The 14,215-nt window shown below is 60.8% G+C and carries 15 protein-coding genes; 13 read left to right on the top strand and 2 right to left on the bottom strand.

Annotated elements, in window-relative coordinates:
- The first annotated feature begins 1 nt into the window (after position 1).
- From LVY75_28410 to LVY75_28390, 5 genes are read left to right on the top strand one after another with little or no spacing between them, the layout of a single operon-like run.
- A complete protein-coding gene (locus tag LVY75_28410) occupies positions 2–961 on the top strand; it encodes an ABC transporter permease (protein XAZ22701.1) in 960 nt (319 codons plus the stop codon).
- Positions 958–1,965, top strand: a complete 1,008-nt coding sequence (locus tag LVY75_28405) for an ABC transporter ATP-binding protein (GenBank protein XAZ22700.1) — start codon at positions 958–960, stop codon at positions 1,963–1,965. The genes LVY75_28410 and LVY75_28405 overlap by 4 nt, the downstream gene beginning before the upstream one ends.
- The gene (locus LVY75_28400; protein ID XAZ22699.1) at positions 1,965–2,957 is read left to right on the top strand and encodes an ATP-binding cassette domain-containing protein; all 993 of its coding nucleotides are present in this window, start codon (positions 1,965–1,967) and stop codon (positions 2,955–2,957) included. The genes LVY75_28405 and LVY75_28400 overlap by 1 nt, the downstream gene beginning before the upstream one ends.
- Positions 2,954–4,015, top strand: a complete 1,062-nt coding sequence (locus tag LVY75_28395; protein ID XAZ22698.1) for a four-carbon acid sugar kinase family protein — start codon at positions 2,954–2,956, stop codon at positions 4,013–4,015. The genes LVY75_28400 and LVY75_28395 overlap by 4 nt, the downstream gene beginning before the upstream one ends.
- Before the next feature lie 25 nt (positions 4,016–4,040).
- The gene (locus LVY75_28390; protein XAZ22697.1) at positions 4,041–4,799 is read left to right on the top strand and encodes a FadR family transcriptional regulator; all 759 of its coding nucleotides are present in this window, start codon (positions 4,041–4,043) and stop codon (positions 4,797–4,799) included.
- A 32-nt stretch (positions 4,800–4,831) separates the two neighbouring features.
- Here the strand turns inward: LVY75_28390 and LVY75_28385 are convergent, their stop codons facing one another.
- Complete coding sequence (locus LVY75_28385; protein XAZ22696.1) at positions 4,832–5,719, bottom strand: LysR family transcriptional regulator; 888 nt, start codon at positions 5,717–5,719, stop codon at positions 4,832–4,834.
- A gap of 77 nt (positions 5,720–5,796) precedes the next feature.
- On the opposite strand from LVY75_28385, the gene LVY75_28380 reads away from it, so the two are divergent.
- The 4 genes from LVY75_28380 to LVY75_28365 all read left to right on the top strand — a co-directional run bounded on the left by LVY75_28380 (position 5,797) and on the right by LVY75_28365 (position 8,767).
- Complete coding sequence (locus LVY75_28380; GenBank protein XAZ22695.1) at positions 5,797–6,579, top strand: MBL fold metallo-hydrolase; 783 nt, start codon at positions 5,797–5,799, stop codon at positions 6,577–6,579.
- Between the two features lie 48 nt (positions 6,580–6,627).
- Positions 6,628–7,341, top strand: coding sequence for an SDR family oxidoreductase (locus LVY75_28375; protein XAZ22694.1), 714 nt, complete (start codon positions 6,628–6,630; stop codon positions 7,339–7,341).
- Between the two features lie 58 nt (positions 7,342–7,399).
- Positions 7,400–7,645 (top strand): 4-oxalocrotonate tautomerase family protein, encoded by a 246-nt coding sequence (locus LVY75_28370; protein XAZ22693.1) that lies wholly within the window; start codon positions 7,400–7,402, stop codon positions 7,643–7,645.
- Between the two features lie 66 nt (positions 7,646–7,711).
- Positions 7,712–8,767, top strand: coding sequence for a nitronate monooxygenase family protein (locus LVY75_28365; protein ID XAZ25849.1), 1,056 nt, complete (start codon positions 7,712–7,714; stop codon positions 8,765–8,767).
- A 58-nt stretch (positions 8,768–8,825) separates the two neighbouring features.
- Here LVY75_28365 and LVY75_28360 read toward each other — a convergent pair whose 3' ends face one another.
- A complete protein-coding gene (locus LVY75_28360; protein XAZ22692.1) occupies positions 8,826–10,763 on the bottom strand; it encodes a mechanosensitive ion channel family protein in 1,938 nt (645 codons plus the stop codon).
- Between the two features lie 241 nt (positions 10,764–11,004).
- On the opposite strand from LVY75_28360, the gene LVY75_28355 reads away from it, so the two are divergent.
- From LVY75_28355 to LVY75_28340, 4 genes are all read left to right on the top strand, one after another.
- A complete protein-coding gene (locus tag LVY75_28355; GenBank protein XAZ22691.1) occupies positions 11,005–11,304 on the top strand; it encodes a hypothetical protein in 300 nt (99 codons plus the stop codon).
- Positions 11,305–11,595: 291 nt separating this feature from the next.
- Positions 11,596–12,660, top strand: a complete 1,065-nt coding sequence (locus LVY75_28350) for a hypothetical protein (GenBank protein ID XAZ22690.1) — start codon at positions 11,596–11,598, stop codon at positions 12,658–12,660.
- On the top strand, positions 12,633–13,169 hold the full coding sequence (locus tag LVY75_28345) for a hypothetical protein (protein XAZ22689.1): 537 nt from the start codon (positions 12,633–12,635) through the stop codon (positions 13,167–13,169). The genes LVY75_28350 and LVY75_28345 overlap by 28 nt, the downstream gene beginning before the upstream one ends.
- A gap of 254 nt (positions 13,170–13,423) precedes the next feature.
- The gene (locus tag LVY75_28340; protein XAZ22688.1) at positions 13,424–14,206 is read left to right on the top strand and encodes a DUF481 domain-containing protein; all 783 of its coding nucleotides are present in this window, start codon (positions 13,424–13,426) and stop codon (positions 14,204–14,206) included.
- Positions 14,207–14,215 lie beyond the last annotated feature (9 nt).

Below are 14,215 nucleotides of genomic sequence, written 5' to 3'. Positions count from 1 at the left end.
CATGTCCGCCATTCCTCTTTCGACGATCGACACAGCCGAGGAACCGCCCGTCAATCTGTGGCGTGATGCCTGGCATCGCCTGAAGCGCAACAAGCTTGCGATCTTCGGCCTGATCGTGATCGTAATCCTTGCCTTTGCGGCGATCTTCGGTCCGTCTCTGACGCCCTATGACTATCTGAGCCAGGATCTCGCTTCGCGCAACGCGCCGCCATCACTGGCGCATTTCTTCGGCACCGACGATCTCGGCCGCGACGTCTTCAGCCGTATCGTCTTCGGCACGCGCACGGCCTTCCTCGTTGCCGTCATCGTCACCTTTATCGCTGTCGTGATCGGGCTTCTGCTTGGCGCCATCGCTGGCTTCTTCGGCAATCCCTTCGACCGGGTCATCATGTGGCTGACAGATGTGACGATGTCGGTGCCGAACCTGCTTCTCGTCGTCGTCATCAATGCATCGCTGAAGACGCCGATCACCCGGTGGATGGAGACGCAGTATCTTGCGACCCTCAATCCTTTCTATCGCCAGACGGTCTGGGTGGATTTCATCCTGGTCTTCGGCTCGATGGCACTCATTTCCTGGCCGCCTTATGCGCGCCTCGTGCGCGCCCAGGTTCTGTCGATCCGCAATCGTCCTTACGTCATGGCGGCACAGGCGCTTGGCCTTTCCAACTGGATCGTCATCCTGCGTTATATCGTGCCGAATGCGCTCGGTCCGCTCATCGTTTCCGTTAGCGCGGGCCTCGGCACAGCCATGGTGCTGGAAAGCGCCTTCAGCTTCCTCGGTGTTGGCGTCAATCCGCCGACCCCCAGCTGGGGCAACATGATTTCGGACGGCCTGCGCGTCTGGCAGCATTATCCGCATCTCCTCGCCGCTCCGGCGGCCGTGCTCGGTCTTGCCTCGGTGGCCTTCAGCTTCCTCGGCGACGGCCTCAACGACGCACTCAATCCGCGGGGCAGCAAATGATGAATGCAACAAGCAACGAACGCCTGCTGGACGTGAAGGATCTCACCATCGAGATCGATACGCGCCGTGGCCCGGCCGTCGTGGTTGACGGCATCGACCTCTACGTCAACAAGGGCGAAACGCTCGGCGTCGTCGGTGAATCCGGCTGCGGCAAAAGCCTGACGATGCTGAGCCTGATGCGGCTCCTGCCCAACAAGATCAAAGTGACGAAGGGAACGGCGACGTTCGACGGGCGCGACCTGCAGAAGATGTCGAACAGCGAGTTGCGCAAGGTGCGCGGCGGCGATGTCGGCTTCGTCTTCCAGGATCCGATGACTTCGCTCAATCCGGTCATGCGCATCGGCGACCAGATCTGTGAGCCGCTGATCTATCATCGCAAAATGTCGAAGAAAGAGGCGCAGGGTCGGGCCGTCGAGCTTCTGCGCCTCGTCGGCATTCCCGGCCCGGAAGAACGACTGATGGCCTATCCGCACGAGCTTTCGGGCGGCATGCGCCAGCGTGTGATGATCGCGATCGGTCTTGCCTGCAATCCGAAGCTTCTGATCGCCGACGAGCCGACCACCGCGCTCGACGTGACGATCCAGGCCCAGATCGTCGATCTGGTGAAAGATCTGCGCGCCAAGCTCGGCATGTCCGTCGTCTGGATCACCCATGACCTCGCGCTGATCGCCGGCCTTGTCGATCGCGTCGCCGTGCTCTATGCCGGCACGGTCGTGGAAGATGCGCCGGTGGACGAGCTTTATGCTCGTCCCAGCCATCCCTATACGCGTGGCCTGCTGTCCTCGATCCCGAAGCTTTCGGATGCGCCGGCAAGCCGGCTCTCCTCGATCGGCGGCACGCCGCCAGAGCCTGGCCGTCGCCCAAAGGGCTGCCCCTTTGCGCCACGCTGCCCGCTGGCCGAAGCCGTCTGTCATGAACGCGTGCCGCGTCTTGAGCCGATTGCCGGCAATAAAGCGCATCGCGCTGCCTGTTTCGTCGTCCAGAGAATGCAGGAGGCTGCGTGATGGGTGCCCAACCGCTCCTGAAGGTCGAAAACCTCGTCAAGCATTTCCACGTCAAGCTCGGTGCTTTCGGAGAACGCTCGGCGACCGTCTATGCGCTCGACAATGTCAACTTGGAGATCATGGAAGGCGAGACGCTGAGCCTCGTCGGCGAATCCGGCTGCGGCAAATCGACAACCGGCTTCACCATCCTCAATCTCTACAAGGCGACGAGCGGCAAAGTGGTCTACAAGGGCCAGGATATCGCCACGCTCGATGAAAAGCAGATGCGGCCGTTCCGCCGCGACCTGCAGATCGTGTTCCAGGATCCTTATTCGACGCTCAATCCGCGCATGACGGTCGGCGAGGCGATAGGCGAGCCGATCCTGTTCCACAAGCTTGCCACCAAGGCGGAGCTGAAGGACAAGGTCGCAGCCCTTCTGACCGATGTCGGCCTGCCGACGCGTTTTGCCCAACGTTACCCGCACGAGCTCTCGGGCGGCCAGCGCCAGCGTGTCGTCATTGCGCGTGCGCTTGCCTGCCAGCCGAAATTCATCGTCTGCGACGAGGCGATCTCGGCGCTCGACGTGTCGATCCAGGCGCAGATCATCAACCTGCTGCTTGATCTGCAGGAAAAGTATGGCCTGACCTATCTCTTCATTGCCCATGACCTGGCCGTCGTGCGCCACATCAGCACGCGCGTCGGCGTCATGTATCTCGGTCGGCTGGCCGAGCTCGCAACGCGCGAAGAGCTCTTCGACAATCCGCTGCATCCCTATACGAAGGCGCTGCTTTCAGCCGTGCCGGAAACCGATCCTGAACTGGAGCGCAGCCGCAAGCGCCAGATCCTGCAAGGCGATGTGCCGAGCCCGCTGAACCCGCCGACCGGCTGTCGTTTCCACACGCGCTGCCCGATCGCGATGGAGGTTTGCAGCAAGGTTATTCCGGAATGGAAGGAAGCAAAGCCTGGCCATCTCGTCGCCTGCCATGCTGTCAATCCGGGGCAGACTTCATGACGCTGAAAGTCGCCATCATTGCCGACGACCTGACCGGCTCGCTCGATACCGGGACGCCCTTCGTGGAGGCTGGGCTGTCGGTTGCGGTGGCCATCGATGTCGAAGCTGTCGGCAAGGCACTTGAAACCGGCGCCGAAGTCGTTGTCGTTAATACCGCTTCGCGCGGATTGCCGGAAACTGAAGCGGCCGCGCGCGTACGAGCCGTTGCCGAGACCCTGCGCGCTGCCGGATCGGCCGTCTTCATGAAGAAGATCGATTCGCGGCTGAAGGGCAATGTAGCGGTCGAAAGCATCGCGCTCGCCGATGTGCTTGGTCTCAAGACAATCCTCATGGCGCCCGCCATTCCCGATCAGGAGCGGATCACCTACCGTGGCTGCGTGGTCGGGCGCGGTGTGGACCATCCATTGCCGATAGCCGAGCTCTTTGCCGGATCTGGCCGTGACGTCATGGTTGCCGATGCCGAAGACGATGCGGATCTCGACATCGTGGTCGCAGAGAATGACTGGCGTTTCACCCTTGCCGTCGGGGCTCGTGGTCTGGGTTCGGCGCTCGCGCGCCGGCTCGGCGGACCTGCACGGCTGACGCCGGAATTTCTCGCGGCGCGAAAGACGCTTTTCGCCTTCGGGTCCCGCGATCCGATCACCGCTGCGCAGATGGATCGTCTCGAAGCATCGGGCGCACTGCGCGTCGTCGTCGATGCGCAGATGGGCGTGGTCGAAAGCGGCGAGGGTCTGGCGCTGCCGGCGCTGATGCGGTGCACGGGCGAAATGAAGACCGAGGCCGCGCTCGTTGCCGCTCGCTTTGCGCAGGGCGTGAAATCGGTCATAGATGATACAAATCCGGACATGATCATGGTGGGCGGCGGCGATACCGCGCTTGCCGTTTTCCGCGAACTGGGCGTTTCGGTTCTGTTGCCTAGGGGTGAAATCGAGGCCGGCATTCCGTGGTTCGATGTGACCGGCGCCGACGGGCGGCAATTTCGTTGCGCGGTCAAGTCGGGGGGCTTCGGCAATTCCGATAGTTTGCTAAGACTGATCGTTCGGAATCAGGCGGCTTGAGCGAATGCCAGCAGGGAGAATGAGAGTGGATGAAGCGAATGGCGGATCGGTGAATCCGGAAGCGGCGCCTGCAGCCCGGCCGGGCAGGGCCGTGAAGCTGGTCGACCGTGTCTTCGATCAGCTGATGGAGCGGATCCGCGCCGGCAACTATCCGCCGGATTCACGCCTTCCGGGTGAACATGAGCTGGCCTCGCTGCTTGGCGTTTCACGCCCTATCGTGCGCGATGCGCTGGCGCGTCTGCGGGAGCAAGGGATCGTCTATGCCCGGCAGGGGGCCGGCACTTTCGTCAGTGCGCATGGTTCGCCAACCGCGCAGCTTGCCTATTCACCGGTCAAGACGATTGCCGATATCCAACGCTGCTATGAATTCCGCCTGACAATCGAGCCGGCTGCCGCCTATTTTGCCGCCAAGCGCCGCGACGATGCCGCGATCCAGAAGATCGCCGCAGCCCTTGCCGATCTGCGTGAAGCGACGAGCCATCAGCTGCACCGGGTGGATGCGGATTTCGTCTTTCACCGCGCTGTCACCGAGGCAGCCAACAATCACTATTACACCGCCTCCATGGATGCGCTGAAAGCGCATATCGCCGTTGGCATGCATCTGCACGGGCTTTCGTTGCTCGGACCGCGGCCGGGCCTTGAGCAGGTGTATCAGGAGCACAACGAAATCTACAAAGCGATCGCCGAGGGCAGGGCAGAGAATGCCCGTGACCTGATGCGCGCTCACCTGGAGGGTTCACGCGACCGCCTGTTCGAAGGACGCGTGCTCGACCTGTCCTTCTGAGGAAGGCGGCTCGGGGAGGTGGGCTCGAGGCCTCATTCCTCGAATAAAACCCGTTCCGTCGCGAATATCTTGGTGATGTATTCGGCAACGGTCCGGATCGGCAGATCCTTGCGCTGCTGGCGTCGGGTGAGTAGCCAGGCCTCCCGCGGCGGCGGGACGAGCTCAAGCGAGCAGGCATAGAGGTTTTTTTCGCTGCGACCGATGTAGTGCGGCAGGAGTGCCAGACCTGCGCCTGACCTGGCAGCCATCGCCTGAGAAACCTGATTGTTGGCGCGGAAAGACACGCGCGCATGCGGGAACTGGCGGGCCAGCCAGATCGCCTCGGGCACATAGCCGTTCACCTCGTCAAATCCGACGAAGACGGGTTCCGCACCGTTTTCGACCTGTCGGCAAACCTCCTGCGTTCCGTAAAATCCGTATCCGATCGTCGCGAGCTGCTTGGCAATGAGATCGCCGTCCTGCGGTTTTGTCAGGCGTATGGCGATGTCGGCCTCGTGGCGTTCAAGGCTTATGGTGCGCAGGTCAGTCGCAAGGTCGATGTCGAGGCCTGGATATTGTTTGGTGATTTCCGCCAGACGGGGAATCAGGAAGCCCTGTGAGAGTGCGGGCGATGCGTTGATGCGCACCAGGCCTTTCGGCGTGTCATCCTTCCAGCCCCGTCCAAGCGTCTGGACAGAGGCTTCCATATCGCTTGCTGCTGTCAATGCGCGGGTTCCTGCGGGTGTGAGCACATAGCCGTCCGGGCGGCGCTCCACCAGTTTTTCGCCGAGAGTTTCCTCCAGAGAATGCAGCCGTCGGGCAATCGTTGCGTGGTTGACGCGCAAGGTGCGGGCGGCCGCTGACAGGCTGCCGTGCCGCCCCAGCGCCAGAAAAACCCGGATGTCCTGCCAGTCTGGCTCTGTGCGTTTTTTATCAGCCATTGGCAAAGAATAGCGAATTTTTCGCAGAAGGGAATGGGACTAAATAGAGGCGACCTCGAAACAGAAAGGTTGCCGACATGACCTCCTCCAGTCTCACACTTACGCTGATCGGCGGGCCGACCGTGCTGATAGAATACGGTAACCTTCGGCTTCTCACCGACCCGACATTCGACCCGCCGGGCCTCTACAAGGAAGCGCCTGTCCGCTTCGAAAAGACGTCTGGCCCGGCCTTGTCAATCGAAGAGATCGGCAGGCTCGACGCTGTTCTATTGAGCCACGATCAGCATTTCGACAATCTCGACAATGCCGGCCGGGCAATGCTTCCTGGCGTTGGCACCACCTTCACGACGAAGGCTGGAACAGAGCGCTTGGGCGGCAATTCCCTAGGTCTCGCTCCCTTCGAAACCGTCACGCTGGAAGGCGCCGGTGGTGAGAAGCTGCTGGTTACGGCAACGCCGGCTCGCCACGGCCCCGTCGGTATTGAGCCGATATCCGGCGATGTCGTGGGCTTCGCCCTCGGCCGCGAAAAGCCGGGCGACCTCCTCTACGTGACCGGTGATACGGTCTGGTATGAGGGCACCGCCGAGGTCGCGCGGCTCTTTTCTCCCAAAGTCGTGCTGCTGTTTACGGGGGCTGCCGAGCCCCGTGGCCGCTTCCACGTGACGATGGGCAGCGAGGATGCTCTGGAGGCAGCGCACGCCTTCCCGAACGCTCTCCTCTTATCCGCGCATAACGAAGGCTGGGTGCACTTTCGCGAAACTCAGGACCAGCTCGCGCATACTTTCTCGGTCTTCAAACTCAAGGATCGCCTGCAGCTCTTCGAAAAAGGCAAGCCGCTGGCCGTCGACGTGACGGCCTGATCACCTCTCAAACATGGCGCAAAGCGTCATCTTCCAAGGAGACATACCATGAGCAATGAACAGAAAGTCGCAATCGTCACCGGTGCCTCGCAGGGTATCGGCGCGGGCATCGTCGAAGCCTATCGCAAGGAAGGCTATGTCGTCGTTGCCAACTCCCGCAACATCCAGCCGTCGTCGGATGCAGGTGTCATCGCAGTACCCGGCAGCATCGGCGAGCGTGGTGTCGCCGAACAGGTCGTGAAGACGGCCGTCGAGCGTTTCGGTCGCGTCGATACGCTGATCAACAATGCAGGCATCTTCATCGGTAAGCCGTTTACCGATTATACCGTCGAAGATTTCAACAATGTCATCAACGTCAACGTTGCCGGCTTCTTCCATGTCACGCAATTTGCCATTGCCGAGATGCTGAAGCGAGGCCATGGTCACATCGTTCAGATCACGACAGCCCTGGTGGATCAGCCGATTGCCGATGTTCCGACGGGCCTTGCGACGCTGACTAAGGGGGGTCTTGACGCTGTCACGCGCGGGCTTGCCATCGAATATGCCAAGAACGGCATTCGCGTGAATGCAGTGGCGCCCGGCATCATCAGGACGCCGATGCATGCGCCGGAAACGCATGCTTTCCTCAGCGCCCTGCATCCTGTGGGCCGCCTGGGTGAGGTGAGCGAAGTCGTCGATGCCGTGCTCTATCTGGAGCGTGCCGGCTTCGTCACCGGCGAAACGCTGAATGTCGATGGCGGCCAGCACGCTGGTCGCTGGTAAACCGAGAGCGTAGCCAACGGACGGGGCGCTCTGGCCCCGTCCTTCAAGGAGAACGACAATGCCCTATGTGAATATCAAAGTGACGCGTGAAGGCACGGCTCCGGGTGCAAACAGCACGACGCCGGAGCAGAAGGCTGCCTTGATCAAGGGTGTCAGCGATCTGCTCTTCGACATCATGGGCAAGCCGCATGACAGCACCTTCGTCGTCATCGATGAAGTGGAGATGGAAAACTGGGGTGTGGGTGGGCTGCCCGTACCTGCATATCGCAAGCAGCTTGCGGAAAAAGCGGCAAAGCAGAAATAGTGTCGTGGCGGCCCGCAAGGCTGCCACTCGCTTTATAATCAAGCGCAATGCATGGAGCATCGTGTCATGGGCAACTGGCAGGACAATCGTATCATCGACCTCTTCGGGATCGAGCTTCCCATCATTCAGGCACCGATGGCGGGGGCCACCACACCCGAAATGGTGATTGCGGCCAGTGAGGCCGGCGGCCTTGGATCCCTTCCTGCTGCGCTACTGACGATCGAACAGACGAAAGCGGCGCTCGACCAGATACGCTCGGCGACATCAAAGCCGATCAACGTGAATTTCTTCGCACATGCCAATCCGGCAACAGATCCTGTTGCCCAGATGAAATGGCGCAGTGTGCTTGCTCCCTATTATGTCGAGCTGGGGCTCGATCCTGCTGCGCCGGTTCCGGCGGCAGGGCGGGCGCCGTTCGACAACGACTATTGCGCGCTTGTCGAAAGCTATCGGCCCGAAGTCGTCAGCTTCCATTTCGGCCTGCCGGGGGCGGACCTGCTCGAGCGCGTACGGCGCACGGGTGCGAAGATCATCGCTTCGGCGACGACAGTCGCGGAGGCGCGCTCGCTGGTGGAGCGAGGTGTCGATGCGGTCATCGCCATGGGGTTGGAAGCCGGCGGGCACCGCGGCAATTTTCTTGACGACGACATGATAACCCAAGTGGGCACGATGGCGCTCGTGCCGCAGATCGCCGATGCTGTTTCCGTGCCTGTCATCGCAGCGGGTGGCATCAGCGACCGCCGGGGTGTTCGTGCCGCTTTTGCACTTGGTGCGTCAGCCGTTCAGGTGGGGACTGCCTATCTCTTGACGCCGGAAGCAAAGGTCACGGCCTTTCACCGCGATGCGCTGAAATCGGCGCGGGATGACAATACTGCCCTGACCAATATCTTTACCGGTCGTCCCGCACGCGGCATCGTCAATCGCATCATGCGAGAGATCGGACCGCTGTCCGAGACTGCACCAGCATTTCCGACCGCTGGCGGCGCGCTTGCGCCGCTGAGAGCAGTGACCGAGAAGGAAGGCAGGTCGGATTTCAGCAATATGTGGGCTGGTCAGGCCGCAAGCCTTGCACGCGAAATGTCGAGCGCCAAGCTGACGCGATATCTCGTTGAGGCCGACTAGGTCGGGCCGGCGACGGGAACAGCAGCCGTCCATCGGACGAGTATTCTGCCACGAAGCGTCAGCCCTCTGCGCCCGCGGCTTTCGCCTGCTGCTGGGCGGTTCGTAAGGTGGTTGCGGCGGCGGCAGCGCCATTCTTGTCCTCGCCGCCGACCTGCACCATCGGCTGGGCGAATTCTATGCCGTTGTTCTGGAACGCTTCACGGATCATGGCGTAGGCCTTGCGCCGGATATAAGTCTGCATGCCAGGCACCGTCGTCATCGCGAAGCTGAGGACGATGCCGTAATCGCCGAATTCCTCGACGCCTTTCATCTTGAGCGGCTCGATGAAGAGCGGCCCGACCTCGGCATCTTCTTTCAGCTCGGCGCCGATCGCCTTGGTAATTTTCCGGGCCTTGTTGATGTCGGTGTTATAGGCGACTGAGATACGGAATTTGTCGATCACCCAGTCGCGGCTCATGTTTTCCACGGCACCAAGCTCCCCGAAGGGCACGGTGAAGACGGGGCCTCGGTGATGGCGCAGCCGTACCGAGCGCAGGCTGAAGCCTTCCACCGTTCCCTTGTAGTTTTTCGCCTGAATATATTCGCCGACACGGAAGGCATCATCGAACATGTAGAAGACGCCGCTGATGATATCCTTGACGAGAGTCTGCGATCCGAAGCCGATGGCAACGCCGAAAATGCCGGCGCCGGCTATCAGCGGCCCGATCTCGACGCCGAGCTGGGAGAGCACGATAAGGGCGGCCATGACGACGACCATGACGGCGAGCGCATTTCGGAAGATCGGCAGCAGCGTGCGGAACCGCGCGCGTTTGGCGGCTTCGGCAGGTGCGAGACCGGTGGAATCTCCCGAGGTCTTGATGGTGCGGTCAATCCAGCCTTTGGCAAGCTGCCAGAGAAGATCGGCGATCAGGAGTACGATGACACCTTTCAGCAATCCGAAGAGAATGGCTGATACCGTCGGGTTCTGCTGTGCGATGGAACTGGGGCTGAAGCGCCAGACGAGCGCCAGCCAGCCTACGGCGAGAGCGGTGATAAGTGCGCGGCTGCCGCGCACAAGCAATATGCTCCTGGCGCTTTCGGGCGGGGCCGTCGTGAGCGTCGCCGCGGCCCTGCCTGTGGCCCGCAACAGATCCGGCAAAACAAGGGCGTAGACGCCAATCCAGAAAAGGCCCTGCAGCGCGAGGCACCAGAGCCCCCACAGGAGGCCCAGGAAAACGGTCAAGCCGGCCTTTATGACGAGGGGGTGGCTCAAAGCCGACCAGACAGTTTCAATCGCGAGCACCAGCAAAAGGATGGAGAAACAGTAGGCGATCGCCTCGGTGACAGCGGGATCGATACCAAGTGGTGCTCCAAGTGTTGCAGTTGCCGCGGCGAACAAGGCGATGCCGAGAAAGATCTTCGCACGGATGGCGAGCGCAGGGCGGTCGCTTTCCACGAGACCGATCAGCACTGCACCGACGCGATAGACGATGAAGGCAACCAGGTAGGCAAGCAGCACGAGCCGGGCGAGCGGCGGCCATTCAACGGCAAAGAATATGATTGCCACGACCACGGTGAAAACCGCCACCGGGACAAGCCGGGCGATCGGGCCGATCGATGCAGGCCGGGCGCGCCTGTAGAGCCACTCGGCTACCCCGCCGATGGCGACCAAACCGGCAAAGATCAGGAAGATCGGTGCATAGCCGTGCGAGACGGCGTCGTGGCGCGCACGGGCAGCGCCCTGATACACTTCAGAGGGGATGCGCGGAACTGCAGCAAGGATGCCGTCGATGCGCGCGCGGGCCTGTGCCTCCCAAGTCGCAAAACCCGATGGCTGCGCGGCGGCGGCTGTCGCGTCCTGTTCCTTCTTGCGATTTTCCAGCCATGTCTGGATTTCGGGATCCTGCAGCAAACCTATCAACTGATCGATCTTCCGCTGGGGCGGCGGTGGCGTGGTCTGCGCCGCTACCGAAGTCCCGATGAGGAAAGCCAGAAAAAATACCACCAGCCTGATCATTTGCCATGTCTCCCGGAGGAGCCGGTGGCCGCAGCAAAGCTCGTAACCGATCTGTCCATGCACGGCTCCTTCCATACTGGAAGGATGCGCACAGCCGACGCGTTTATGGGAGTACTTTACTGTAAACTCCAGCGTAAAGGCGGGGAAAGGGCGTAAATGGCGGCGGATTTACGGTAACGTACTTCCATCTTGCACCTGTCACTTCATAGTCGGCGGGATGAGCAGGAGGTCCGGATCTCCAATGGACAAGGAAGGAGGCATCAAGCGGAACGCTACGGAAACCGCACAGCGCGGGCTGTGGCGGCTTATGCTGAAATTACCCGCGATGCGGGGCAGATTGCAGCTTCTCGCGCCGAAATCCCGCTCGCTTAATGACCTCTTCGAGGCTTATGAGGAAGCGAGCCTCACCCTGGAACGCCTCATGCGGCAGCAGGGAGAGGAACATTGTCCGATGGTGGTCGAGTATGAGACCATCTGTGCCGAAATCGAATCCGACATCATTCAATACGTGCTGGAACACCGCCCAAATGTGCCGGATTGACGTTTAAACTCGCGTTAAAATCGATCGCCTGCTGGTTTTGTTAGCATTTTCGGTTGCAACCGGCCGCCGTCTCGGCGATAAACATCCCTGTTCTACTTTAGCCTAATCAGCGCGTACGGGGCGGTCATGGGTGCTGAAGTACACTACGCAAGGGCATGCGAAGTATCGTTGTCAGAGGCCAGGGCGGAACTCGAACGAATTCTGGCCGACCCTAGATTCCATGCGACGGAGCGGCAACGGGCCATTCTCAGATATCTTGCGGAACGGCGTTTTGCCGGCTGCGAGGAGGGCGTGAAGGCTTATTCCATCGCTCTGGATGTTCTCGGGCGAGCGAGCAATTTCGATGCATCGAACGATCCGATCGTGCGCATTGAGGTCAGCCGCCTGCGCTCGTCGGTGGAGAACTACTACGAAGCCTTCGGTGCCGAGCGAGATGTGACAATCCATATCCCCAAGGGCACGTATGTGACGCTTTTTCCCCGGTCACACCTGTCTTACGAACATGAAGAGGATGAGCCGGCGCTGGAAGGCGATTTGCCTGAGATGCCGGATGATGTTCCGGTTTCCGAAGTTGCCGGAAGCATTGTTACCGCTCCACCCTCAGGGCGACCATTGGCGATGCATGCGGGTGTAGCGCTGCTGCTCTGCGCCGCGATTGCCGCAGGCGTTGTCGTCTACGCATCGAAGCCGCCTCTCACGGTTCGTCCGTCGGTCACTCTTTCCATGGATGCCGTCGACACCAGGTTGCAGGGCGAAGCCAGCCAGACGCGCGACATGCTGTTGACGGCGCTGACGCAATTCCAGACGCTGACGGTTGCGAAGTCCGGTTATGCGGATGTGCGTACCCAAAAAGTGGTCGGAATGACCTATGAAATCGACATGAAATATTATGGCGACGGCGATATCAGGAGCGTCTGGTGGCAGATCGTCGACCGTCGCTCTGGTGACCTCCTGAAATCGGGGCTTGAAACGATCGCCATCGACGGCAAGAGCCCTGCAGCTGCCCGCCAGGAGATTGTCGATGTTCTTGCTCGCCGCTTTGCAGCGACGCGGGGGCGATCAACAATATCGAAACGCATGCCAGCAGCGCGGAGTCGATCGGAAACGCTTGCGTTTTGCGCGCTGAATACCAACTCGATGACGGCAGCTCGAGCGATATGGTGGCGGTGCGCTCCTGCCTGGAACGGACGCTTGTGGCCGATCCGAGCAATTCCGATGCAAATGCGCTGCTCGCTCGTGTTCTCATCGCGCCGGAGGTTGCTGCCGGAGATGCCACGGTGCGTGCCCGCGCTCTCGGTTTGGCAAACCGTGCGGTTTCGATCGCTCCCATGTCGGATCGCGCTCATGTGGCGCTGATGATGGCGCAATTCGCCGACGGGCGCATCGATGCCGCATTGCAGGCAGGAAACCGGGCGATTTCGCTCAATCCGAGCAATCCCGATGTGGTGGCGAAGTTTGCCTCCGTGCTGTTTTCGGTCGGCTACTTCGATGCCGGCGTCTCCATGGCGCAGGATGCGGCACGGGCTGTCGACATCGTGCCGCGCGATGCCATGCTCGTTCTTGCGCTGGATGCCTATCGCCGAGGGGACTGGTCGGAGGCTTCGCTGCTTGCCGAACAAGTGAACTGCACTGATTTCGTCGTGCGCGCCCTGCGCGCTGCAGCACTCGGCCAGCTCGGTTCGGATCAGGCGAAAGAACGGCTTGCCGATGTCAGGGGCAGCGATCCTGATTTCGAACGAACCCTGCGGCGGAAGCTGGAGGCGAGACGCTTCCAGCCGCTGCTTTCGGCAGAGATCGAGGAAGGGCTCGCCAAGGCTGGAGCAGTGTTTGCGCTCAATGACGTTACCGGAGCCGTGAGCCCATAGATGGGACCAGATGCCCGCTTCCGCTGCCTGCAAAGCTCATCTGAAATCCGGTCCGCCGGTGCGATGAGAAAACTCGAAGCGCCTCTCCTGTCGGCTTCCACGGCAAGGGCGACGCAAGATTCCGAAGACGATAGGCCTGTTTACGGCGGCGTTTACGGTGCGGTTTACCGTAACGTACTTACGCCGGAAGCTCGAGATGTATCCTATCGGTACAGGGGCAAAGTTCATTTCGTGGGTCAGCAGAGGGATATTGGATGCGAACCACCGTACTATTGCTTTCCGCGGCCATTCTGGCTGCACCCGTAGTCGTGCAGGCTGCGGATTTTGCTCCTGTTCTGGCACCCCAACCGCAGCCTGCCGAGCCGGATAAATGGACTTTTTCAGTGGCGCCCTATTTCTGGGTAGCCGGCATTACCGGCGATACCGCCGTCTTCGGCCTTCCGGAAGTTCATGTCGACGAGAGCTTCGGCGACATTCTCTCGGATATCGATTTCGGCTTCATGGCAGCGGGTGAAGCGCGCTACGATCGTTTCAGCGTCGTGACCGATATTATCTATGCACGCATAACGACGGACGCTGCCACGCCGCGTGGCATATTGGCCGATGAGGTCGATCTGAAGACGGAAACCTTCATGGCGACAATCGGTGCGGGTTACGCAGTGATTGACGAGCCCCAGGGTCGTCTTGACGTTATCGGTGGCGTGAAGATCTGGTATACGGAAACGACGATCTCCTTTTCCGGAGGGCCACTGGACGACGTGTCAGGCACTGATGAAGCGACCTGGGTCGATGCCGTGGCCGGCCTCAGAGGGACGTATTTGATCACGCCCTCGGTCTATCTAACAGGATGGGGTTTGATCGGTGCCGGCGGCGCTGACCTTGACTGGGATGTCATGGCGGGTATCGGCTACAAATGGAACGACTCCATTTCCGCAATGGCCGGCTATCGCGCTCTTGGCGTGAACTACAGCGACGATACCCTGACCAACGATATCGTCGAGCATGGCCCGATCCTCGGCGTCGTTTTCCATTTCTGAGATTGTGCG

It is taken from the genome of Sinorhizobium sp. B11, assembly GCA_039725955.1.
Taxonomy (GTDB): Bacteria; Pseudomonadota; Alphaproteobacteria; order Rhizobiales; family Rhizobiaceae; genus Rhizobium.
Note: the sequence above shows the minus strand (reverse complement) of the source record. Positions and strands in the feature narration are given on the sequence as shown.

Coding starts and splice junctions, on each gene's coding strand:
- LVY75_28410 (XAZ22701.1), top strand. CDS start 2: ATGTCCGCCATTCCTCTTTCGACGATCGACACAGCCGAGGAACCGCCC.
- LVY75_28405 (XAZ22700.1), top strand. CDS start 958: ATGATGAATGCAACAAGCAACGAACGCCTGCTGGACGTGAAGGATCTC.
- LVY75_28400 (XAZ22699.1), top strand. CDS start 1,965: ATGGGTGCCCAACCGCTCCTGAAGGTCGAAAACCTCGTCAAGCATTTC.
- LVY75_28395 (XAZ22698.1), top strand. CDS start 2,954: ATGACGCTGAAAGTCGCCATCATTGCCGACGACCTGACCGGCTCGCTC.
- LVY75_28385 (XAZ22696.1), bottom strand. CDS start 5,719: ATGGCTGATAAAAAACGCACAGAGCCAGACTGGCAGGACATCCGGGTT.
- LVY75_28380 (XAZ22695.1), top strand. CDS start 5,797: ATGACCTCCTCCAGTCTCACACTTACGCTGATCGGCGGGCCGACCGTG.
- LVY75_28375 (XAZ22694.1), top strand. CDS start 6,628: ATGAGCAATGAACAGAAAGTCGCAATCGTCACCGGTGCCTCGCAGGGT.
- LVY75_28370 (XAZ22693.1), top strand. CDS start 7,400: ATGCCCTATGTGAATATCAAAGTGACGCGTGAAGGCACGGCTCCGGGT.
- LVY75_28365 (XAZ25849.1), top strand. CDS start 7,712: ATGGGCAACTGGCAGGACAATCGTATCATCGACCTCTTCGGGATCGAG.
- LVY75_28360 (XAZ22692.1), bottom strand. CDS start 10,763: ATGATCAGGCTGGTGGTATTTTTTCTGGCTTTCCTCATCGGGACTTCG.
- LVY75_28355 (XAZ22691.1), top strand. CDS start 11,005: ATGGACAAGGAAGGAGGCATCAAGCGGAACGCTACGGAAACCGCACAG.
- LVY75_28345 (XAZ22689.1), top strand. CDS start 12,633: ATGTCGGATCGCGCTCATGTGGCGCTGATGATGGCGCAATTCGCCGAC.
- LVY75_28340 (XAZ22688.1), top strand. CDS start 13,424: ATGCGAACCACCGTACTATTGCTTTCCGCGGCCATTCTGGCTGCACCC.